This window comes from Pseudoalteromonas sp. APC 3691, assembly GCF_030408135.1.
Taxonomy (GTDB): domain Bacteria; phylum Pseudomonadota; class Gammaproteobacteria; order Enterobacterales; family Alteromonadaceae; genus Pseudoalteromonas.
The window spans coordinates 18,206-40,747 of record NZ_JASDCB010000022.1; the positions used below are offsets into that span (position 1 = coordinate 18,206).

General features: G+C 39.3%; 21 protein-coding genes. 11 read left to right on the plus strand and 10 right to left on the minus strand.

Annotated features, from left to right (window positions below; genetic code table 11):
- Window positions 1–6: 6 nt before the first annotated feature.
- The 3 genes from thrB to QL998_RS09195 all read right to left on the minus strand — a co-directional run bounded on the left by thrB (window position 7) and on the right by QL998_RS09195 (window position 3,966).
- Window positions 7–942, minus strand: a complete 936-nt coding sequence (thrB, locus tag QL998_RS09185) for a homoserine kinase (RefSeq protein ID WP_024599869.1) — start codon at window positions 940–942, stop codon at window positions 7–9.
- A gap of 9 nt (window positions 943–951) precedes the next feature.
- Window positions 952–3,369: a bifunctional aspartate kinase/homoserine dehydrogenase I gene (gene thrA / locus QL998_RS09190; RefSeq protein ID WP_024599870.1), complete on the minus strand. Its 2,418-nt coding sequence runs from the start codon at window positions 3,367–3,369 to the stop codon at window positions 952–954.
- A 228-nt stretch (window positions 3,370–3,597) separates the two neighbouring features.
- Complete coding sequence (locus QL998_RS09195) at window positions 3,598–3,966, minus strand: response regulator (RefSeq protein ID WP_007587152.1); 369 nt, start codon at window positions 3,964–3,966, stop codon at window positions 3,598–3,600.
- A gap of 363 nt (window positions 3,967–4,329) precedes the next feature.
- Between QL998_RS09195 and QL998_RS09200 the strand changes: the two genes are divergently transcribed.
- Together QL998_RS09200 and rdgC are read left to right on the plus strand one after the other, a co-directional pair.
- Window positions 4,330–6,099 (plus strand): ATP-binding protein, encoded by a 1,770-nt coding sequence (locus QL998_RS09200; RefSeq protein WP_024599871.1) that lies wholly within the window; start codon window positions 4,330–4,332, stop codon window positions 6,097–6,099.
- 112 nt (window positions 6,100–6,211) lie between these two features.
- The gene (gene rdgC / locus QL998_RS09205; protein ID WP_024599872.1) at window positions 6,212–7,129 is read left to right on the plus strand and encodes a recombination-associated protein RdgC; all 918 of its coding nucleotides are present in this window, start codon (window positions 6,212–6,214) and stop codon (window positions 7,127–7,129) included.
- A gap of 533 nt (window positions 7,130–7,662) precedes the next feature.
- On the opposite strand, the gene QL998_RS09210 is transcribed toward rdgC, so the two are convergent.
- Window positions 7,663–7,899 carry a YgjV family protein gene (locus QL998_RS09210; protein WP_002962663.1) on the minus strand — a complete coding sequence of 79 codons (237 nt, stop codon included), beginning with the start codon at window positions 7,897–7,899 and terminating at the stop codon, window positions 7,663–7,665.
- A gap of 288 nt (window positions 7,900–8,187) precedes the next feature.
- On the opposite strand from QL998_RS09210, the gene QL998_RS09215 reads away from it, so the two are divergent.
- Complete coding sequence (locus QL998_RS09215) at window positions 8,188–8,844, plus strand: Crp/Fnr family transcriptional regulator (RefSeq protein WP_002962665.1); 657 nt, start codon at window positions 8,188–8,190, stop codon at window positions 8,842–8,844.
- A 48-nt stretch (window positions 8,845–8,892) separates the two neighbouring features.
- Here QL998_RS09215 and QL998_RS09220 read toward each other — a convergent pair whose 3' ends face one another.
- Entirely contained in the window at window positions 8,893–9,459 is a 567-nt protein-coding gene (locus QL998_RS09220) for a phosphoribosyltransferase family protein (protein ID WP_007377478.1), read from the minus strand.
- 183 nt (window positions 9,460–9,642) lie between these two features.
- The gene (gene pepB, locus QL998_RS09225) at window positions 9,643–10,938 is read right to left on the minus strand and encodes an aminopeptidase PepB (RefSeq protein WP_024589754.1); all 1,296 of its coding nucleotides are present in this window, start codon (window positions 10,936–10,938) and stop codon (window positions 9,643–9,645) included.
- Window positions 10,939–11,061: 123 nt separating this feature from the next.
- Here pepB and sfsA point away from each other — a divergent pair, with 123 nt between their 5' ends.
- The 8 genes from sfsA (at window position 11,062) to QL998_RS09265 (ending at window position 17,499) form a co-directional block, all read left to right on the plus strand.
- Complete coding sequence (sfsA, locus tag QL998_RS09230; RefSeq protein WP_024598969.1) at window positions 11,062–11,781, plus strand: DNA/RNA nuclease SfsA; 720 nt, start codon at window positions 11,062–11,064, stop codon at window positions 11,779–11,781.
- Between the two features lie 316 nt (window positions 11,782–12,097).
- Window positions 12,098–12,541, plus strand: a complete 444-nt coding sequence (gene dksA / locus QL998_RS09235) for an RNA polymerase-binding protein DksA (protein ID WP_002962671.1) — start codon at window positions 12,098–12,100, stop codon at window positions 12,539–12,541.
- Window positions 12,542–12,561: 20 nt separating this feature from the next.
- On the plus strand, window positions 12,562–13,506 hold the full coding sequence (gluQRS, locus tag QL998_RS09240; RefSeq protein ID WP_024598970.1) for a tRNA glutamyl-Q(34) synthetase GluQRS: 945 nt from the start codon (window positions 12,562–12,564) through the stop codon (window positions 13,504–13,506).
- 78 nt (window positions 13,507–13,584) lie between these two features.
- On the plus strand, window positions 13,585–15,066 hold the full coding sequence (pcnB, locus tag QL998_RS09245) for a polynucleotide adenylyltransferase PcnB (RefSeq protein ID WP_024598971.1): 1,482 nt from the start codon (window positions 13,585–13,587) through the stop codon (window positions 15,064–15,066).
- Window positions 15,067–15,070: 4 nt separating this feature from the next.
- Window positions 15,071–15,556, plus strand: coding sequence for a 2-amino-4-hydroxy-6-hydroxymethyldihydropteridine diphosphokinase (folK, locus tag QL998_RS09250; protein ID WP_024598972.1), 486 nt, complete (start codon window positions 15,071–15,073; stop codon window positions 15,554–15,556).
- Between the two features lie 30 nt (window positions 15,557–15,586).
- A complete protein-coding gene (panB, locus tag QL998_RS09255) occupies window positions 15,587–16,381 on the plus strand; it encodes a 3-methyl-2-oxobutanoate hydroxymethyltransferase (RefSeq protein ID WP_007587166.1) in 795 nt (264 codons plus the stop codon).
- On the plus strand, window positions 16,381–17,229 hold the full coding sequence (gene panC, locus QL998_RS09260) for a pantoate--beta-alanine ligase (protein ID WP_024598973.1): 849 nt from the start codon (window positions 16,381–16,383) through the stop codon (window positions 17,227–17,229). Before panB ends, panC begins: the two co-directional genes overlap by 1 nt.
- Before the next feature lie 33 nt (window positions 17,230–17,262).
- Entirely contained in the window at window positions 17,263–17,499 is a 237-nt protein-coding gene (locus QL998_RS09265) for a hypothetical protein (protein ID WP_024598974.1), read from the plus strand.
- Between the two features lie 70 nt (window positions 17,500–17,569).
- Here QL998_RS09265 and QL998_RS09270 read toward each other — a convergent pair whose 3' ends face one another.
- The 4 genes from QL998_RS09270 to fba all read right to left on the minus strand — a co-directional run bounded on the left by QL998_RS09270 (window position 17,570) and on the right by fba (window position 22,507).
- Entirely contained in the window at window positions 17,570–18,538 is a 969-nt protein-coding gene (locus tag QL998_RS09270) for a phosphate ABC transporter substrate-binding protein PstS family protein (RefSeq protein WP_024598975.1), read from the minus strand.
- A gap of 115 nt (window positions 18,539–18,653) precedes the next feature.
- Window positions 18,654–19,961, minus strand: coding sequence for a phosphate regulon sensor histidine kinase PhoR (gene phoR / locus QL998_RS09275; RefSeq protein ID WP_024598976.1), 1,308 nt, complete (start codon window positions 19,959–19,961; stop codon window positions 18,654–18,656).
- 65 nt (window positions 19,962–20,026) lie between these two features.
- Window positions 20,027–20,716, minus strand: coding sequence for a phosphate regulon transcriptional regulator PhoB (gene phoB / locus QL998_RS09280; RefSeq protein WP_006791869.1), 690 nt, complete (start codon window positions 20,714–20,716; stop codon window positions 20,027–20,029).
- A 726-nt stretch (window positions 20,717–21,442) separates the two neighbouring features.
- Window positions 21,443–22,507, minus strand: coding sequence for a class II fructose-bisphosphate aldolase (fba, locus tag QL998_RS09285; protein ID WP_007587174.1), 1,065 nt, complete (start codon window positions 22,505–22,507; stop codon window positions 21,443–21,445).
- Window positions 22,508–22,542 lie beyond the last annotated feature (35 nt).

Consider the following 22,542-nt stretch of genomic DNA (forward strand, 5'->3'; position numbering starts at 1 on the left):
CCTATCCTATAAAACTGTTAGTTGACGCGTGCCGTCGTTATCTAATTTACAAATGTGGCAAAAGCCTTGCTCGTTAATGTAATTGGTTTCTAACCACTGCGCGCATTGCTGTGCAGCTTCAAGTGTTTTACATACGCTAAACAAGGTGGGTCCTGCGCCCGAAATACTGACTATTTCAGCGCCCAGCGCTGGCAAGCTTGCTTTGGCTTCACTAAAACCTTTAATAAGCGGTGCGCGGTAAGGTTCTGCTATTTCATCTTTCATTATGCTTAGCGCATCGTCAAAACGATTAGTTAACAGCAAGCTACTAAATGCCGATAAACGCTGAGCAAACTCAACACTTGCATGCATGCTCAACTCTTTTGGTAAAACAGAGCGCGCTTTTGCGGTATTAAGCGAAAAACCAGGAAACGCAGCAACGTAGTACCAGTTTTCATCAACAGGCAGTGTAATTGATTTATCAGGAATTAAATCACCAGTTAACTGCAAACCACCTAAATAACATGGCGTGATGTTGTCGTAATGACGACCGCCGCTTACTACAGCTTCAAAGTCAGCCATCAGTTCAATAAGCTCAACCTGACTTAAATTAGTTTTTGCAAACTTATCAAGGGCAGCAAAAGTAGCCACAACCGAACACGCACTAGAGCCAAGTCCAGATCCAATTGGTAAGTTCTTTTTAAGCTCGAGCTTTACGCTTGGCATATTAGGCGCAACATGCGCTCTAAAATGCACTAAGCACTGGTACGCTAAATTTTCATTAGCATCACTTGGTAACTTGTGAGCGTACTCGCCTGTGCAAATAAATTCGTCGCTTGGTGCTGCGCTTACAACGGCTACATCGCCTAATAAACTGCCATCAATTGGCGCAAGCGCTGCGCCAAGTGCATCAAAACCTACAGCAAAATTACCAATAGACGCCGGAGCATATACTTCAATCATAACGATCTCCTAGCGCGATAACGTTTTTAAAATATCAGCAAATACACCTGCGGCTGTTACTTCTGAGCCAGCGCCATAACCACGAATTACAAACGGACGTGGCTGATAATATTGGCTTAAAATAGCCAGCGCGTTTTCACCATCACGAATGACACTAAGTGCATGTTTGGCATCTACTGCTTCAATACCTACTTTACAGTGGCCTTCTTTAATTGTGCCTACATAGCGAAGTACTTTGCCTTCACTAGCAGCACTTTGAATAAGCTTGTTAAAATCAGCATCTAAGCTTGGTAGTTTTGCCATAAACTCATCAACGCTATCGCCCTGTGCAAAACCTGATGGTAATACAGACTCAACTTCAATATCGCTTAACTCTAATTTCATACCGGCTTCGCGAGCAATGATCAATAACTTACGTGCTACATCGGTACCCGATAAATCATCACGAGGATCGGGCTCAGTAAAACCGCTTTCTTTGGCTTTAATAGTTGCCTCAGAAAGTGATAAACCATCTTGAAGTGCGCCAAACATATACGAAAGTGAACCTGATAAAATACCGCTAAACTCTAATAACTCATCACCCGCACCAAATAATGACTGTAAGTTGTCGATTACTGGTAAGCCTGCACCTACGTTTGTTTCGTATAAAAATTTACGATTATTCTTTTGCGTTGCTGCAATTAAATCTTGGTAATACGTGTATGAGCTTGTTGTTGCTTTTTTATTGGCAGCAACCACATGAAAACCTGCATTTAAAAAGTCTACATACTGCGCAGCAAGTGCATCCGACGACGTACAATCAACAAGTACAGGATTTACTAAATGATTTTGCTTAACAAACTGCTCTACTAGTTTTAAATCAAATGCCTGCTCAGATGAGGCCAATTTTTGCTGCCAATCGCCAAAAGCAATACCTTCACTATCTAGGTGTAATTGACGAGAGTTAGCAACACCATACAAGTTAAGTTTAATATTACGTTTTTCAAGCCACGCTTGCTGACGCTCAAGCTGATTAATAAGCTCTTGCCCTACTAAGCCACAACCTAGTAAAAACACATCAATTGACGGCACATGCGTGAAAAAGTTTTCATGGCATATTTTCACGGCGTCGTTACATAACTCACCATCAATTACCGCAGAAATAGCACTTTCTGTAGAATCCTGTGCAATTGCCACAATATTTACTTGAGCTTGTGCAAGAGATGCAAAAAACTTAGCCGCTAAGCCACGGTGCGCGCGCATGTTATCGCCCACTAAAGTAACAATGGCTAAATTGCGCTGCACTTGTACAGGCTCAATAAGCCCTGCTTGTAACTCAAGCTCAAATGCAGTTTGTAGCGCGTCAAGTGCAAGTGCTAGGTCTGTTTCGTGCACACAAAAGCTAATGCTAAACTCGCATGATGACTGAGTGATTAATACAATTGATACGTTATCGTGAGCAAGCGCGTTAAATACCTTAGACGCCATACCTACTTTGCCTTTCATGCCTGGCCCTGAAACAGTTAACATTGCAAGGTCTTGTAGGCTCGAAAGCGCTTTTACTGGCTCATCTGATGAATAATCGTTACCAATTAATGAGCCTTGTGCGTCTGGGTTATGCGTATTTTTAATTTCGCACGGCACGCCCGCTTTAGCACATGGTAAAATTGTTTTAGGGTGAAGTACTTTTGCACCAAAGTAAGAAAGCTCCATCGCTTCTTTATAAGATAAAAAATCTACTTTAGTCGCTTTTTTAATATAACGAGGATCAGCACTGTATACACCATCAACGTCTGTCCAAATTTGGCAAATTTCAGCTTCTAAACATGCTGCTGCAATTGCTGCTGAGTAATCTGAGCCATTACGACCAAGCGTTGTAAGCTCACCTTTATCATTACTCGCTGTAAAACCAGGCATGATATAAATAGTTGCAGGGCTTTCTTTAAGCACAGCTTGAAAGCGCGCTTTACTTGTTACTAAATCAGCCTCTGCATCAATGTAGCCACCCGTTGAAGCAATGCAGCTGGTTGCTTCTAAGTATCTTGCATCATGCGAGCTCAATAAAGCCTGCATTAAAGAAACGCTCACGCGCTCTCCAAAGCTAATCACAAATGCGCGAACCTGATCAGGGCAACACTGTATAAGTGACACGCCATCTAGTTTATTTTTAAGCTCGCCTAAGTTTGGCCAACTTGTAACTACACCACCACTTTTTTCAACGTCAGCTTTTAAACCTTCACAGCGGCTAACCAATGCTTGCCATTGCTGCGAAAAATCTGAGCCTTGCTCTGCGGCACTTGCAAGTGCAACTAGCGAATCGGTCATTCCACCGGGAGCAGAAAGTACCAATAACATTTCATCTTTTAATTGTGCTTTAACTAGCTGAGCTACCTGTTGTAAGCATGCATAGTCGGCAAGCGAAGACCCACCAAATTTTAAAACTCGCATTGTTTATGTTCCTCATCCCATAAAACGAAAAAAGGCCTGTGTTCTAAGTGAACACAGGCCTTTAAATTTGTTGCACCGACCTATGCCACTATCCAGTAAGAATGATGGTTGTAATAATTATGGTCAGTACGCGATTAATTGTTTTCATATGTTAAGACTGCCTTAACAAAGGCTATGCTGTCAACCCTAAATCAAAAGATAAAACATCCTTTTTTAACATGAAAAAACCTAATGAATGCCAAATTTATGCAATATTTCGTTTAAGTTAGATTTATTGATAGGTTTATCGATAAAGTCTATTGCGCCAAGTTGAGCGACTCGTTGCTTCATTTTCTCTTGTATATCGGCGGAAATAACTAAAACAAAACACTCTATTTTTTCTGTTTTTATAGTCTCGAGTACTTGTATACCATCAACTTCGGGCATCGTGAGGTCTAAGCATAGCAAATCAAAGCTTTGTGCCCGTAAAAGTTCTAGAGCATGCGCTCCATTTGTAGCTTGTTGTATTTGAGCGTCTATACATTCATTCAAACACCGCACAACTTGTTTACGGGCGACTGCAGAATCGTCACAGACTAATATCGAAAATTTCATCATGTTTACTACTACACAACCATCAAATTTATTAAAAGGTTACTAAAATACCTTCCTTCGCATTTTAGACACTTTAACACGCCTCCAAGCACTCAGCGCATTAATAATTTAATACAATGATAAATATAGAATAAATCCGTTTAAGATATAATTAACCAAGGCAAATACCAATAAAACCTTAAATACTTAATAGATAACAAACTTACTAACTCATAGCTTGTTTTAATTGCTTTGATGCTACACGCCTGCTTTTTGGGCTTATCTTGTTAAATTTTAACTTTTTTATTTATTTTTAGAGGTTTATTGACTAACTTTTAAATTACTATCGTAACGTTACAAAAATAATAAAGGATGAACAAGTCACTCATGTTACAAAAAAGTCTTTCTAAGAAGCTGCTGACTAGCGTTTTATCCGTCTATTTTTTGCTTACCTTTGTAGTGACTTGCGGACAAGTGCTTGCTGAATACGTTAATACTAAAGACTATATCCGTGATGAATTGAGTACATTACAAAAAACCTTTAGTCGCAGCTTAACACGCGCTATTTGGGAACTTAATACCAAGCAAACAATTACAACAGCAGAAGGTCTACTCGCCATCCCCATGATTGAAGGGATTATAGTTCGAGATGACAGCGGTGAAATTATTTCACAACTAGGACGTTCGCTCGATATACATAAACTATATAACCAACAATTAGTACAAGAAGAAGTAATTTTAGAAGATAGTAAATCGGGTTTATTTGGTTATACCTTTCCACTTATTTTCGAATTTTCAGGCCGTGCAACCCAAGTTGGCGACGTTACCTTATTCTCAAGTCGAGAAGTTGTTTTTAGCCGCATTATGGTATCAATCTACTTTTTGATTGGTAACGCAATGATTAAAACCACTTTTTTGATCATTTTATTTTTAATGGCATTTAGAAAACTTCTTACAGACCCTTTAGCTGAGCTCACTGAGCAGCTAGAAAATTTAGAACTGGATGAGCTAGAAGGTCAACACATAGAAATAGAAACAGAGGAGCATAACGAACTAAAAGTGATGGAGCAGTCGTTTAACAAACTAATTGATAAAGTAGTTCAGTATAGAAAAGAGCTGGAACACACCCAAAAAGAACTCATTATAAGTAACGAAAAGCTCGATCAGCACAACATACAACTTGAACAAGATGTAGCCCGTAAAACATCAAATTTAAGCCAAGCAATGATGGATTTACAGCAGCAAAAGTACGAACTCGAAAAACAAAAAATTGTACTCACAGAAGAAGTTGATTTACGCCGAAGTACAGAACAAGAACTAATTACAAAGCAAACTGAATCTCAGCGTTATATAGAAGAGTTGAGCCTTGCACAGGAACGTTTATTAGGCACAGAAAAAATGGCCGCGCTAGGTGGACTTGTCGCAGGTATTACACACGATATAAACACCCCTATTGGTATAGGTGTAACGGCAATATCATTTTTACAAGAACGCTTAAATAAACTCGAAAACGCTTATACCGAAAAAACGCTTTCGCCAAAAGCACTAGAAGAATTCATTAACGAAGCGAAGCAAAGCGCTAGCTTACTAACAACTAATTTAGATAGAGCCTCTGAACTTATTGCTAGCTTTAAACAAATAGCGGTCGATCAGGCCAGTGAGGCAGTGAGAACAATTAACTTCAAAGATTACACTAACGAAGTCATACGCTCACTGCACCCAAAATTAAAAAAGACATCTCATACTATAAAATTAGAATGCCCAGATGATTTAGTTTTAAATTTACCCGCAGGGGCTATAAGCCAAATTTTTACTAACCTAATTATGAACTCACTTATTCATGGCTTTGAAGGTAAAAGTAACGGTGTAATGGATATTAAAATCAGCGCAGATGACACCAATTTAACTATTGATTACAAAGATGATGGGAATGGCGTTACCAACGAGCAATTGAAAAAATTATTCGACCCATTTTTTACTACCAAGCGCGATGAAGGCGGTAGCGGATTAGGTACCCATATAATGCTTAATTTAGTTAAGCAAACCCTAAGTGGATCGATTGATGCAACGAGTGAACCAGGCAGAGGTCTGCGTTACTATATTCAATTTCCGAAGAACATGGCTAAGCCACTGCCTATTTTTGATAAATATGAATAAATAAAACTACATGCGTTAAATTTGTTCATATTCAACGGTAACAAATCAGTCATTTCGAGATACTGTTTTTATTGCTATGATTGTACAAATTTTTAAATGGATCAATTCCCCTATGTGGTTTAGTAACCTTATTTGTTACCGCTTTAAGCAAGACGTTTCATACACTCAAGAAGATTTTGATAAAGCATTAGAGCAAGATTTATTTCGCCCATGTACTGGTCAAGAGCTTGCAACATTTGGTTGGACAAAAGCATTTGGAAAACACGGCGAAACGCTAGCTCACTTTTCTCAAAAAAGTATTTTAGTTTGCGCTAAACGTGAAGAAAAAGTACTCCCTGCTTCTGTTATCAACGAACTAGTCGCTGAGAAAGTTGATCTGATAGAAGCTGAAGAAAACCGCCCAGTTAAAAAGAAAGAAAAAGACGAATTAAAAGAAAACATTCTTCATACTCTTCTACCTCAAGCATTTAAAAAGTCGAGCTTACAATTTGCCTTTATTGACCAAGAAAACGGTTGGGTTGTTGTAAATAGTGGCAGCTTTAATAAAGCAGAAGAGCTACTAGCACTACTTCGTAAATCGCTAGGAACGCTTCCGGTTGTACCTGCGTTTGCTAACTACGATTTAGATGTGTTTTTAACTGATTGGTTAACTAACTTTAGTACACCAGAAGGCTTTGCTATTGGCTCAGACGCTGAACTTGAAGAAGCAGACGACAGCGGCGCACAAGTAAAGCTCAAAGGTCATGACCTATCGTGTGATGAAGTTAAATCGCATTTAGAAAGTGGTAAACGCGTAACTAAACTTGCACTTGATTGGCAAGAGCGTCTTAAGTTTATGCTACAAAACGATGGCTCTATCAAACGTTTAAGCTACTCTGAAACTCTAAAAGAAGAAAACGCAGATATTCCTAAAGAAGATATGGCTTTAAAACTTGATGCTGACTTTATTTTAGCTTCTGAAGAGATAAAGCAATTACTTGAAGAACTAACTGCTGGCTTAGGTGACGTTGAAGATTTAGAAAAAGCGTAAATACCTAAATACCATAGTACCAACCTGCGTAAATATTTAACGAGTTAAATAGCCCCATATATAAGCAGGTTGTTATAACAGATAAAAATCCGATAGCAGTTTACTGTTATCGGATTTTTTTATGGAATTTTTTGAAGCACTTATTTATATATTTATTAACCGCGAACAGAGTTTATACCAATCTGCTTATATACGGGGTCTATTTAACGTTGAGAAAATTACGCTAGAACTAGGCAAAAATTTTTGTATCTAGTTGTTCTAAATAAAAAATTTTTAACGACGTTATAGTGCAATTTAATTCGTTAAATTGATCAAAGATTTATGCAGGTTGGTATTAGCTAACGTTCGACGTATTAAAACCTATGGTAATCACCTTTCAAATAGGAGGTTACAGAATGGTTCAAAGGATCATCAAGATAAGTTATGTAGAGTGATATGAGATTATCTATATACGCTTCAAGCTGGACTGCACAAAAACTAAAGTTTTTGATTTTAATTAAAACCATTAACTTACTTTGTGCAGATAACTTATTTTAGCTTTTAGCGTCTTCAACTTTAGGTTGGCGATATATTTTTATAATGTGGTATAAATTTACAAGCGACAATAAGCCGTTGGTAAAAATAACAGGCACTGCGCCAATGGCAACACCGTATGCAGTAAATACAATACAACCAAACATGTTGTACCAACGTAGTTTTACTACATCTGTCATTGTTAACGATGCAACCAATAAAGCTGATGCAATATAACCTAAATATTCCCAACTCAATTGTTCTCTCCTAGCCTTTAGGTTAGCATTACATGTACTGCTAGCTTATGGCACTTATAAGTATTGCAAAGTTACAACAAAATAAAAAAGCTAACCTGCTTAAAAAACCTGAAAAAGTTTGCCGGAAAATACCAGCAAATTCTTAAATCATTACACGGGAAATGAAGGTAAAATAATACTCTTAGCAAAGCTAATTATATTAATAGCAAGTTAGCGTAAATTCTTAGTGTCTTAATGCTATCGTCATTAAGATGTAATAAATAGGACAAATGTCCGAAGAGCACATTGATGTTTCAATACCATTTTTCTAGTTACCTGGTTGATCAGCTTTTAACCTTTGCCGGTAGTAGCTATCAACAATCAAAAAAAGAAGTCCTGATCCATCAAGATCAGCCTTTAAGCAAGCTTGTGCTTGTACGCAGTGGCACTGTGTCGTTTAGTTACGACGTAGGTAATGGACGACGCCTGCTGTTAGGACAATTGGATTGTAACAACACCCTTATTGGTGAAATAGAAGCGCTAAATAATAATCCGTGTATATATACGGTAACGTGCTTTAGCGATGTAACTTATAACCTTATTGAATTAAGGCATTGGCGTGCTCTACTGCTTGAAAAACCAGAACTAAGCTTATACACCGCACAAACTATTGCGGCTAAGTTTCAGGAAAACCAAAAAATCAATTTAGATAAGTTATTACTACCACTTAGCTATAACATAGCTAAAGATTGCTTACTAAGGGCCGAGAACAACAACCCTACGCTACTTAGAGCCTACCCAACTGTAAATGCTGAAGCCGAACGCTTTGCTACCACTGAGCGAGCTTACAGACGTGTTGTTACAGAACTCGTAGAAAAAGGCTTGGTACTTAGAAGTAACGATGGCTTACAAGCCGTCGATATTCCAAAGCTAAGTGAATATGTAGATAGCTTTGCTCAGCTTTAAAATAAAAAAAGGCCTTAACGGCCTTTTTTTATTTATACAAATTACTAATTACTTCTCTAGCAAAATGTCATGAATTTTCGCAAGATCAGATTTACCAGCAATAATTTCATCCGGTGTTAAACCCGATAGTTCATGCGGGAACACTAACCACTCTTCAGACTCATGAATATAATAATCTGGAACAGTGTCTACTTTTGAGTTTTTTGGCTTGTAGTACGGACATGCAATACGAATATCACGTGGCAAGTTTAAGCGCATAAGCTCTGAAAGCTTTTCTTTTAATGCAACAATACTACGACCTGAGTCAAACACATCATCAACAATTAGTAATGAATCACCTGCATTTGCGTTCTCTACAATGTAATGTAAGCCGTGTACTTTAATTTCTTTCGACTGCTTACCAATACCGTAATAAGACGATGTACGTACTGCAATGTGGTCAGTCTCAATGCCTTTGTAATCGTAATACTCTTGAACAGCAATACCGATCGGTGCACCACCTCGCCAAATACCAATAATAAAATCAGGACGAAAGCCATCTTGGTATACTTGTGCCGCTACGCGGAACGAATCTTCAAGCAGCTGTTGAGCTGTGATGTAGCACTTATCTGACATAATTAGAAACCCCAGTGGTGGATATAAGATTTGAGCGCAGCTTAGAGTTAAGCAAAAATTAAACTCAAACAGGTATTGGCGACGGATTTTACCGTAAATGAAATAAAATTGCTTGTCTGTAAATTAAAAAATAGGCACCCGAGGGTGCCTATTTTTAGTGTAAAAAGCGTAATTTAGTAAATATTATGCTTTTTCTTGTAAAGTACGAGCAACCGTACGCATACCTTGCGTTGTTGCGCCCGCTGCCCATTGGCTTGTACTGCCCATGTTAAATGCAGCCGCTAAATCGATGTGTACCCAGCCTTTGCCATCATTTGGCACAAAGCGCGATAAAAAGCCTGCAGCATTCGATGCGCCGCCGTAACCGCCACCCTTTTGTGCACGGCTATTTGCCGTATCAGCATAAGGAGATGGGCAGTTTTGTTGATGCCATTTTTCAAGAGGCAGTGGCCAAGCAGCTTCCATTTCTTGAGATGCAAAACTCTCAACTTCACGTACAAGTTCTTTATCAAGTGCAAATAATGCATTGTACTCTTGGCCAACAGCAACAAGCGCTGCACCAGTTAGTGTTGCTGCATCAATAATAAGTGGAGCGCCAGTCTCCCCAGCTGCCATTAAGCCATCAGCAAGTACTAAACGACCTTCAGCATCCGTGTTTACAATTTCAACTGTTGTGCCATTTTTATAAGTAAGAATGTCACCTAATTTGTATGCATGACCTGAAATTAAGTTCTCAGCACAACATAAAAACAGTTTAATACGTTTTTCAATACCACGGTTAATAGCCAATGCTAAACCTGCAGTTACTGTTGCAGCGCCGCCCATGTCGCACTTCATACCAAGCATACCTTCGCTTGATTTAATTGAGTAACCACCTGAGTCAAACGTAATACCTTTACCTACAAGCGCTGCACTTACTGGTGCATTTTCGTCGCCTGTTGGGTTGTAATCAAGCTCAAGCAATACTGGCGGGCGAACACTACCGCGACCAACAGCATGAATACCAATCCACTGTTGTTCTAGTAACGCATCACCTTTAATAATTTGGTAACTTACATGCTCAGGCGCTAATGATTGAATAAACTCAGCCGCTTTTTCAGCAAGGCTTTCTGGGTAAATGTCATCGGCTGTCCCGTTAACCATTTCACGTGCCCAAATTGCTGACGTTTTTAAGTGAGCAAGTTCTTTAATATCTGATTGTGCGTTATCAACAAACTCAACACCGTTTAACGATTTTGGTGTTACAAAGCCTTGATAAAAAGCCCACTGGCTTTCTGTACACCAAGCATCGCCTGCTAATTCAACGTTTTTAATACCTTGGATTGCAATAGTACGACCAGCTTTTTGAACATTTTTCAATGTTTCTTGCTCAGACAAATGAACAGTTGCACCGCGCTCATTAAAAGACAATGACGCATTATCGCCCCAATGACTCGCTGCTGCTTGTTCGCTTAGTTGAACAACAAATTTTTCACTCATGTTAGAATACCCTTGCACTTAAATGTGCCACCGAGTTTACTATAGAGCGCTTAAGTTCCCAACAGCTTGAGATAAATAACATAAATCACACTGCTGTGCAGTATTTACACTTTGGAAGTTATTATGAAGTACACGCCAACGCTGCAACCAGCCACCTTATTAAAGCGCTACAAACGCTTTTTAGCTGATTTACAACTAAGTGATGGCAGCGAATTTACCGCCCACTGTGCTAATACAGGTAAAATGACGGGATGCGCTGAGCCGGGTTTTGCTGCTTTTTATTCAACAAGCGATAACGTAAAACGAAAATACCCGCATTCATTAGAGCTTACGCAAAATAACTTATCGCAGCTTATTTGTGTAAATACAGCGGTGGCTAATAAAGTAGTAGAAGAAGCAATAAACAATAATGTGATAAGCGAGCTACTCGACTACAGTCAATTGCAAAGCGAAGTAAAGTACGGCAGCGAAAACAGCAGAATCGACTTTTTACTCAAAGACAAAAATAAGCCTGATTGCTATGTAGAAGTTAAATCAGTCACATTATTAAGCGAAGATGCACCAAAAAGCGGGCAAGGCTACTTTCCTGATGCGCAAACACTGCGCGGACAAAAACATATTCGCGAACTAATAGAAATGATCGAACAAGGCCACCGAGCAGTATTACTGTTCGCTGTTTTGCATGAAGGAATAAATACAGTAAGTGCAGCTGCGCATATTGATAAAAAATACGCCACGCTATTAAGCCAAGCAATAATAGCCGGCGTTGAAGTATTAGCATACAAGGCCACAATTTCTGCTAATGAAGTTTTACTTCATAAAAAAATAGTATTTGCACAATAGTGTATTAAACCAAGGGATTGAACTAAGCGTAATTTGCAAAATAAGCAAAGTACTCAAATTAAAAAAAGTTATACAAAGTGAATTATAAAAATTAACTTGTTTTTAAAGCTTTTGCCCACATAACAAGGCAAGTTTTAGAAAGCGAATATGTGAATTAATTAAAAGTGTAAATAGACTATTAATACACTTTTTACTCAGTAAGCATGGTTGAAGCTAATTCGATTAATTAAAAATAAATTTGCCTAGGATATAAGATTCTGTTATTTATACCGCCGGCTAATGCTGAGGCATTAAATTAAGGATTTAGGAGAGAGTTATGCCAGACCAAAAGAAACATGGTTTATTGGCTCAAGCCGGTTTAGAACCATACCAAGAAAAACCAGGCGAAGAGTACATGAATGATGCACAACGTGCTCATTTTAGAGCGATTTTAGAAACTTGGCGTAATGACTTACGTAACGAAGTTGATCGTACTAAATCGCACATGCAAGACGAAGCTGCTAACTTTCCTGACCCAGTTGACCGCGCTGCACAAGAAGAAGAGTTCTCTTTAGAACTTCGTACTCGTGACCGCGAACGTAAATTAATCAAAAAAATTGAAAAAACAATTAATTTGATTAAAGAAGATGATTTTGGCTTTTGTGAGTCTTGTGGCATCGAAATTGGCATACGTCGCTTAGAAGCACGTCCTACTGCCGATTTATGCGTAGACTGCAAAACACTTGCAGAAATCAAAGAAAAGCAATCTGGACGCGGCTAATTAATACTTATTAATTAGTTATGTCTCCTACAGCCGTTACTGCGCCTATGCGTAAATATCGCGGTCGTTTTGCACCGTCTCCTTCTGGGCCATTACATTTTGGCTCACTTGTAGCGGCTGTGGGTAGTTATCTAGATGCAAAAGCTAACCAAGGAGATTGGTTAGTTCGTATTGAAGACATTGACACTACGCGCGTGGTTAAAAACGCCGACTCCGATATTCTTAATACCTTACATGCCTACGCCCTTCACTGGGACGAACCTGTTGTATATCAAACGCAGCGTCTGCCTTTATACCAAGATATTACCCACTCACTTTTAAAACAAAACCTTGTTTATGGTTGCACCTGTACTCGCAAACAAATAAAAGCCATTGGCGGTATTTATCAAGGGCATTGCCAAGCACTTAGCCATAATACGGAGTCCGGTGCGCTTCGCTTAGTTCAGCAACATCCAACGACTCAATTTAATGATTTAATTCAAGGTGATATAACGGTAAATAGCGCCCTTTCCCATGAAGATTACTTAATTAAACGCAGCGATGACTTATTTGCATATCAACTTGTTGTGGTCGTCGATGATATTGATCAAGGGATTAATCGAATTGTAAGAGGCGCTGATTTAATTGAGCCAACCGCAAGGCAAATTAGTTTGTTTAAACAACTAAATAGCCCTGTGCCTGAATTTGCTCATTTACCTTTAGCGGTTGCCAAGCCTGGTTTCAAATTATCTAAACAAAACTATGCTCCCGCCATTAGCAAACAAAATCCAAAGCCTGCTTTAATTAGTGCATTTGAGTTTTTAGGGTTGCCTGTTATAGCTGATTTAATCGATTTAAATATTGAACAATTAATCGCTTGGGGAATTAAAAACTTTAGCTTAAAACAGGTACCACAAGTATCCGAAATACAAATTTCTCAGCATCCACGTAGTCAGAAAGTCCAATTTACACATTTAAGTAAATAAAATAGCTAAAAACGGCTTAATTTCAACACATCAACTTAATTTTTAAACCCTGCTGGTATATGATAGCCGCCTAAATATATGCTAATTACGTCAAACAGCTTGTACTGGGCTATAACCGCCTTATTTGCTGTAACTTTTGATTGCGATGCAGAGTCAATCACACCTTCTAGGAGACAGACTATTATTTCCAAGCTTTTTCAATTTTGCCGACAAATAATCGGCCCGAATACCAGTGCCGAAAGCGCTTCTGTAAGCAGTGAACCTATTGTTGTCACTCGTGGTGAGCATGGTATTTCTCGCAAACAATTTAGCCCAAATGCAATCAAAGTATTATACCGCTTAAAAGACGGTGGCTACGATGCCTACCTTGTTGGTGGTTGTATTCGCGATATATTGTTAGGCCAACAGCCAAAAGATTTTGACGTAGTTACTAATGCGACGCCAGATCAAGTAAAAAAACTATTTAGAAACTGTCGCCTTATTGGCCGTCGCTTTCGCTTAGCACATATTGTATTTGGCCGTGAAATTATTGAAGTGGCGACTATGCGTGGCCATCACGAAGCGCAAGAAGACAAAAATCAAATAAGCCAATCAAGCGATGAAGGCCAATTACTACGTGACAACGTATTTGGCAGTATTGAAGAAGATGCAGAGCGCCGCGACTTTTCAATCAATGCACTTTATTACTCAATCAAAGATTTTAGTATTCACGATTACGCCAACGGCTTAGCGGCAATTAAAGCTAAACAAATTGAGCTAATCGGCGACCCTGAAACGCGTTACCGCGAAGACCCTGTTCGTATGTTACGTGCAGTTCGCTTTGCTACTAAACTTGATATGAGCATTGCGCCTAAAAGTGAAAAGCCAATTAGCGAGCTTGCAAGTTTGCTTGATAACATTCCGCCAGCACGTTTATTTGAAGAAATTCTTAAGCTGTTTTTAAACGGCAAGGCCGAAGCTAACTTTTTAATGCTGCGTAAATACGGCTTATTCCGCTCACTGTTTCCTGAGCTTGATAAAATCTTAGATAAAAACCCAAGTGGCTTAGAACACACGCTTATTCAGCAAATGTTTCAAAATACTGACAAGCGCATTAATGCTGATAAAAAAGTAACACCCGCGTTTATTTTTGCCGCACTACTTTGGTTTCCGCTGCTTGAACGTACTAAAAAGATTCAAAGCCAAGAGCAACTTGCAGAATACGACGCTTTCGCACAAGCAATGAATAAAGTACTCAGCGATAACTCACAACACATTGCGGTTCCTAAACGCTTTACTCTAGGCGCCCGCGATATTTGGCATATTCAGCACCGCTTAGATAAACGCGCAGGCCAACGTGCTTACAGACTAACGCAGCAACCTCGCTTTAAAGCCGCCTACGACTTTTTACTCTTACGCGTAGACGCAGGCGAAACACAGCATACTGAGCTTGCCCAGTGGTGGACACAATACTTAAGCCAAGATATAAACGGCCAAAAAGAGATGGTTAAAAACTTAGGTCATCAAGGTGGTCCTAAGCCGCGAAGGCGCCGTCGACCTACTAAAAAGCCAGCTGAGTAATAACATGTACTGTGTTTATTTGGGTTTAGGTGCCAACCTAAACTTACCAAAAGAGCAGCTTGATAATGCGGTAATCGCGCTTAAAAAGCTGCCCAATTGTGAATTTATAAGCGTATCGCATTACTATGCTAGTAAGCCTATGGGCCCACAAGATCAACCTGACTATATCAATGCAGTAGCGTGTATTAAAACGACCCTTAAGCCAGAGCAATTACTTGATTTAACACAAAGCATTGAGCTTGAGCATGGTCGAGTAAGAAAAGCTGAGCGTTGGGGTCCACGCACTCTTGATATAGATACTCTATTATTTGGTGATCAAATTATAAATACGGCGCGCTTAACCGTGCCTCATTATGGTTTGAATAATCGCGAGTTTGTGGTTTATCCGCTATTAGAGCTTGCACCTGAACTTATTTTACCTAGCGGCGTTGCATTAAAAACCATTGCAAATAATTTACCGCTCAACGACTTACAACAATTACCTCTGTAATTAACCTAGGCTTTTGCCTGCGAGGATATTATGTCTAAAATAACCGTTTCTACTTTAAATAAAATGAAAGCAGAAAATAACAAAATTACTGCATTAACAGCCTACGACGCTAGTTTTGCAAAGTTATTTCATGATAACGGCGTTGAAGTTATTTTAGTGGGTGACTCTTTGGGTATGGTACTACAAGGCGGCGATGACACCCTTGGCGTAACCAATCAAGATATTGCATATCATACCCGCTGTGTACGCGCTGGTAGCCGCGAATTATTTGTAATTGCTGACTTACCGTTTATGACCTACTCAAGCGTAAGTGATACTTGTAAAAATGCAGCTGAACTTATGCGCGCTGGCGCAAACATGATTAAGCTTGAAGGCGGAGAATGGCTTTACGAGAGCATTAAAACGCTTACTCAACAAGGTATTCCAGTTTGTGGGCATTTAGGCCTTACACCACAGTCAGTACATGTATTTGGTGGCTTTAAAATACAAGGTCGCGAAGAAGACAAAGCACAAAAAATGATTGATGACGCAAAAGCACTAGAAGCTGCTGGCGCACAATTATTAGTACTCGAGTGTATTCCAAGTGCATTGGCAAAACGCATTACTGATGCCCTAAGCATACCAACTATTGGTATTGGTGCGGGCAGCTTAACTGATGGCCAAATACTGGTAATGCATGACCTTGTTGGTATTTCCGCAGGTTACATTCCTAAATTTTCTAAAAACTTTTTGCTCGAAACAGGCAATATGCCTGCAGCCGTTCAAAAGTATTGTACAGACGTTAAAAATGGCGCATTTCCAAGCGCTGAACACGAGTTTAAATAATGCAGTCAATTACTGAAATTAGATCGTTACGTAGTCAAATTAAAGCATGGCGCCAAGCTGGTCTTAGCGTGGCACTTGTGCCAACGATGGGCAACTTGCACCGTGGGCATTTTTCGCTAGTAGAAAAAGCAAAAAACTTAGCCGATAAAGTCGTTGTGAGTATTTTTGTTAACCCAATGCAATTTGGTGCTAACGAAGATTTAGATAACTACCCTCGTACGCTAAATGAAGACAAGCAAGGCCTTGCTGAACTAGGCACTGATATTGTATTTACCCCAAGTGTAGATACAATCTATCCAAATGGACTTGGTGCACAAAGCTTTGTAGATGTGCCTGATATTTCATTAGGTTACTGTGGTGGCTCACGTCCTGGTCACTTCAGAGGCGTTGCCACAATAGTGACTAAGTTATTTAACCTTGTACAACCAGACTACGCCTGCTTTGGTGAAAAAGATTTTCAGCAACTGCAAGTAATTAAAACCATGGCACGCGACTTATCAATTCCGGTTGAAGTTATTGGTGTACCTACAATGCGAGAAGTTTCTGGCCTTGCTATGAGCTCGCGTAATGGTTACTTATCGAACGAGCAAAAAGCGACAGCAACCGTATTATTTAAAGCACTTAATACGTGCGCTGAGCAACTTAAAAGTGGCGATAAAGACTTCGTAAAACTTGAAAGCTTAGCTAAACAAAGTTTAGAGCAAGCAGGCCTAAAGCCAGACTATTTTGAGATTGCTCAACGAGATACATTAAAAACTGCTACAATCGAAGATACTCAATTTGTTATTTTAGCCGCAGCCTATTTTGGTGGTGTTAGATTGATCGACAATATTCAAGTCGAAATTTAATATTATTGCGACTCCATTTTAAGGATAAGAAGCATGCACACTTTAATAAAAACAAGCGTAGTCGCCCTTACTTTTGCACTATTAGTAGGTTGCCAAAACCAAGTTGAAAACCCTGAAATGAATCAGTGTGCTCAACAAAATTACCAATGTGAAAGTACATGTGAACAGCAAACAACAGCTGATAGCTTAAAGCAACAAGTATGCTCTGGTAAATGTGTTGAGAGCTACAATCAGTGTAAAGTACAAGCCGAAAAATTAGGTAATATTTAATTCCTTAAAGTTTTTAGTTTTAGACACAAAAAAACCGCTCAATGAGCGGTTTTTTATTGCTTATAGTTTATTAATTTAAACCAAGCTTTTTAAGTTCTGTTTTTACTAGCTTTGCAGAAAGAGGTACATAACCATCTTTTTCTACAATTTGCTGACCATCTTTTGAAAGTACCATTCTTAAAAATTGTTCTTCCATAGGTGATAGCGGCTTATTCGGGTGTTTATTCACATAAACATATAAAAAGCGCGATAGCGGATATTTACCTTGCGCAACGTTATCAAGTGTTGCATCAACAAAGTTATCGCCTTTTTTAGCTAGCGGTACTGTACGTACGCCCGATGTTTTATAACCAATACCAGAATAACCAATTGCATTTAATGAAGATGAAATTGACTGTACTACCGATGCAGAGCCTGGTTGCTCATTTACGTTATTACGGAAATCACCTTTACACAGTGCTTTCTTTTTAAAGTAACCGTAAGTACCTGATACTGAGTTACGTCCGTAAAGTTGAACGTCTTTAGCTGCCCAGTCACCTGTTAAACCAACATCGCTCCAACGGTTAACTTGCTCTGATGCGCCACATTTACGAGTAGATGAAAAAATCGCATCTACTTGGTCAATACGAAGACCTTCAATTGGATTATCTTTATGTACAAATACTGCAAGTGCATCAATAGCTACACGTACTTCTGTTGGTTTGTAACCGTAACGTTTTTCGAACGCTTCGATTTCTTTAGATTTCATTTTACGGCTCATTGGACCTAGGTTAGCTGTACCTTCGGTAAGTGCCGGTGGCGCAGTAGAAGAACCTGCCGCTTGAATTTGAATATTTACATTTGGGTAAATACGTTTGTACTCTTCAGCCCAGAACGTCATCATGTTGGCTAAAGTGTCAGAACCTACTGATGAGAAGTTACCTGAAACACCACTAATTTTTTGATACTCAGGAATATCTTGGTCTAAAGCAACTGCTTGTGCAGATACGAAAGTTGTAACAGCCACACCCATTGCGGCAACTAAGTTTTTAAATTTCATGTAGGGTTCTCCGGTTTGTTCGTCCCATTTTCTAACTGCTGCCCACTCTAAAGTGAGTACATGACAGTTACATTACTCTTAAATGACACTTTTATGACTTTGCTTTTCAGCCTAATTACTTAGCTAGCGAAACTATCTTATCTATTGAAAATTCAAAAGAAAAACACGAACCTTTGTTAACTTCACTACTAATATTTAATTTACTATCGTGGCGCGTTAGCACATGTTTTGTAATCGCAAGCCCTAAACCTGAGCCACCTGTTGTTCTGCTGCGGGCTTTATCAACACGATAAAAACGCTCAGTTAAACGGTTAATATGCTCAGGCGCAATACCATCACCATTATCGGTAACACTAAAACATGCTTTATTGTTTTTGCGCTGCCAACATACTTCCACTTTGCCACCGGGTTTTGTGTAATGAATCGCGTTAAATACTAAATTAGAAAACGCACTACGCAGTTCATCCTCAGAGCCTTTAATATCAAGGGTTTTATCAATATTAAAAATAAGCTCATGGCCTTTGTCTTGGTTAATTGAATTTGCTTCAGTGTGAATATAACCAAGTAATTGCGGTACGTTTATAGCTTTATCGTTGTCTTGACGCCGTGCACCCTCAATACGTGAAAGCGATAGTAACTGGCTGACTAAGCTATCCATGCGCTTACATTGTTCAAGCATGGTATTTTGCGCTTTGTTCCACATTGCTGGCGGCGGCATCATGTCACCTTCCATCATCTCAAGATACCCTGTAACCACTGTAAGCGGCGTACGTAGTTCATGTGACACATTGGCTACAAAGTCTTTACGCATCTGTTCTAGCTGTTTTAAGCGCGTTACATCACGCACAACAACCATAAGTTGCGTGCTTGCATAAGGCATTACCCTAAACTCAAGTACCTGTTCAACGCTATGACCATTATCCAGCTCAAGCGCATCATCAAACTCGCCTTTGTGCATGTATTTAGCAAACTTAGGTTCGCGAATTAAATTATCAAGACGCTGACCATGATCGGTTGGCCACTGCAGGCCAAGCACTTTAAGCGCTAATTGATTACACCACACAATACTTAAATCGTTTTGTAATACCACAACCGCATCAGGTACTGCTTCAGCTCCATCGCGAAAGCGACGAATTAAATCAGCAAGCTCATTACGTTTTTTACGATTACGGTGCTGCAGATGATAAATACCTTCAAACACTTGCTCCCATGCACCCTCGCCCTCTGGTGGATTAAAGCTACGTTGATTAAGTAGCCAATCGCTCAAACGATAAAGTTGATGGTAGTGCCAAATAAGGAGGGAAAAAGATCCTAAAAATAAAAGTAAAAATGGCGCGCCAACCAGCACACCAATTAATAGTAAGGGTAAAAAATAGATAAACAGGCGCTTTACTAACGCCTGCTTATTAACAACTCGATACATACACTCACTTTACCTTAGAGTAGTAATACATGCATATTTCACACATTAGCTAAGCTTTAAGCTGATCACAGCTTACTTGAAAAACGATACCCAGCACCACGTACAGTTTGCACTAAACGGTCGTGTCCAAGTGGGCCAATTGCTTTACGTAGGCGACGAATGTGCACATCAACCGTGCGATCTTCTACGTAAACGTTAGTTCCCCATACGTGATCAAGCAGTTGTTCACGACTATAAACACGCTCTGGGTGGGTCATAAAAAAGTGCAGTAATCTAAATTCGGTTGGCCCCATATCAAGCTCGTTACCTTCTGAGGTAACACGATGCGAAATAGGATCTAAACGCAGGCCATGTACTTCAATAGCCTCTTCTAATGAGGTTGGCGATACACGGCGAATAACCGCTTTAATACGTGCCATAAGCTCTTTAGGAGAAAATGGCTTAGTGACGTAGTCGTCAGCACCTACTTCAAGGCCGCGTACTTTGTCTTCTTCTTCGCCACGGGCTGTAAGCATAATAATTGGGATTTGGCGGGTGTGTTCGTTTTGCTTAAACTTTTTAGCAATTTGAATACCGCTTCCACCTGGTAACATCCAATCAAGTAAAACCATATCTGGGTAAGGTTCAACCATAGCTGCAATAGCAGAGTCGTAATCTTCTGCTTCAATTGCTTGAAATCCATTTTGCTCTAAAACAAAAACCAACATCTCCCTGATAGGAGCTTCGTCATCTACGACTAGTACTTTACGTGACATTCCAATTTATCTCTTACGCTATCGAATTAGTTTTCATTATTATGACTAAGTATGACATTTTTATGAAAGTGTAACGTGTAAATTAAAATGGTGGTAAAAAAAACACAAATTAGTGACAAAAAACCTCATTAACGTCATATTTTTAAAACCTTTTTAATATTTAACGTAATAATTAGAGATTTACGATAAATTTATAAAATAGCTAATTTTTGAAATTATCTACTTTTTGTCGCTAGTTAAATCATTAAATAATACAAAATTAGCTGGGATCATTGTTTTACTAACCAATACTTTTTTACAGATCGATCGTTTAAAAGTAACTTTAAAGCTATTTTAAAATTAACAAACCCGCCTGTGTAACAATCAATACGTTTAAAAATAGATCTAAATTTTACTAAGCCCCAAATAAAGGATCAGATTTTTACCAAGCCGATCTACTCTCAGATCAGAGTTGTACCTAGTCAAAGCCATAAGTTGTTGATTGTTTGTACAAATAAATAACGATCAAATTATCTCAGAGGCTAAAATAGCGCAAAAGTGTATTTGGCTTAGTAAAGTAATGATCCGAAAAGGCTGTGTTAGTAAATGCGTGATCCCAAAGTAAGGTATTGGTAATACAGTGATCTGATCAACAGAGGCAGTAACCTGTAATATAAAAGTACAGGCATTAAAAAAGCCAGCAACTGGGTTACTGGCTTTTAAACTATTTATTTTAAAATAGACTTATTATCTAATTTTAGGATCAAGTTCGCCGCTTAAGTATTTAAGGTGCATTTCATCAAGTGAAATTGGCTTAATTTTACTAGCCTGACCAGAAGTACCAAACGAGTTATAGCGTGCAACACAAATCTCTGTCATTGCTTTAGTTGCTTCAGCTAGGTATTTACGTGGATCGAAATTAGATGGGTTTAGCGCCATATGACGGCGAATTGCACCGGTAGATGCTAAACGTAAATCGGTATCAATATTTACCTTACGAACACCAAACTTAATGCCTTCAACAATCTGTTCAACCGGCACACCATAAGTTTCTGGAATTTCGCCACCATACTGATTAATAATTTCTAACCATTCTTGTGGAACAGAAGACGAACCATGCATCACTAAATGCGTGTTAGGAATACGCGCATGAATCGCTTTAATACGATCAATCGCTAAAATGTCATCGGTTGGTGGGCGAGTAAATTTATAAGCACCGTGTGAAGTACCACAGGCAATTGCAAGTGCATCAACGTGTGTTTTATTTACAAAGTCAGCCGCTTCTTCAGGATCTGTTAGCATTTGCTCAGTGGTTAGTAACCCTTCTGCGCCAACACCATCTTCTTCGCCAGCTTCACCTGTTTCTAGTGAACCAAGCACACCTAGCTCGCCTTCAACCGATACGCCACAGGCATGCGCCATAGCAACAGTTTCGCGCGTTACTTCTACATTGTATTCGTAGCTTGAAGGGGTTTTACCGTCGCTCATTAACGAGCCATCCATCATTACTGATGAAAAACCAAGCTGAATTGAACGCTGACATACACCTGGCGATGTGCCGTGATCTTGGTGCATAACAACGGGGATATGTGGCCATTCTTCAACGGCTGCTAAAATCATATGACGAATAAATGGAGCACCAGCATAAGCACGTGCACCAGCTGATCCCTGAACGATTACTGGGCTGTTTGTTTTGTCAGCCGCTTCCATTATTGCGCGCATTTGCTCTTGATTGTTAACGTTAAAAGCAGGTACGCCGTAACCATGCTCTGCTGCATGATCTAAAAGTTGTCGCATACTGATTAAAGCCATTGGGTATTCTCCAATTTATCGACAGTAGTTCCCTA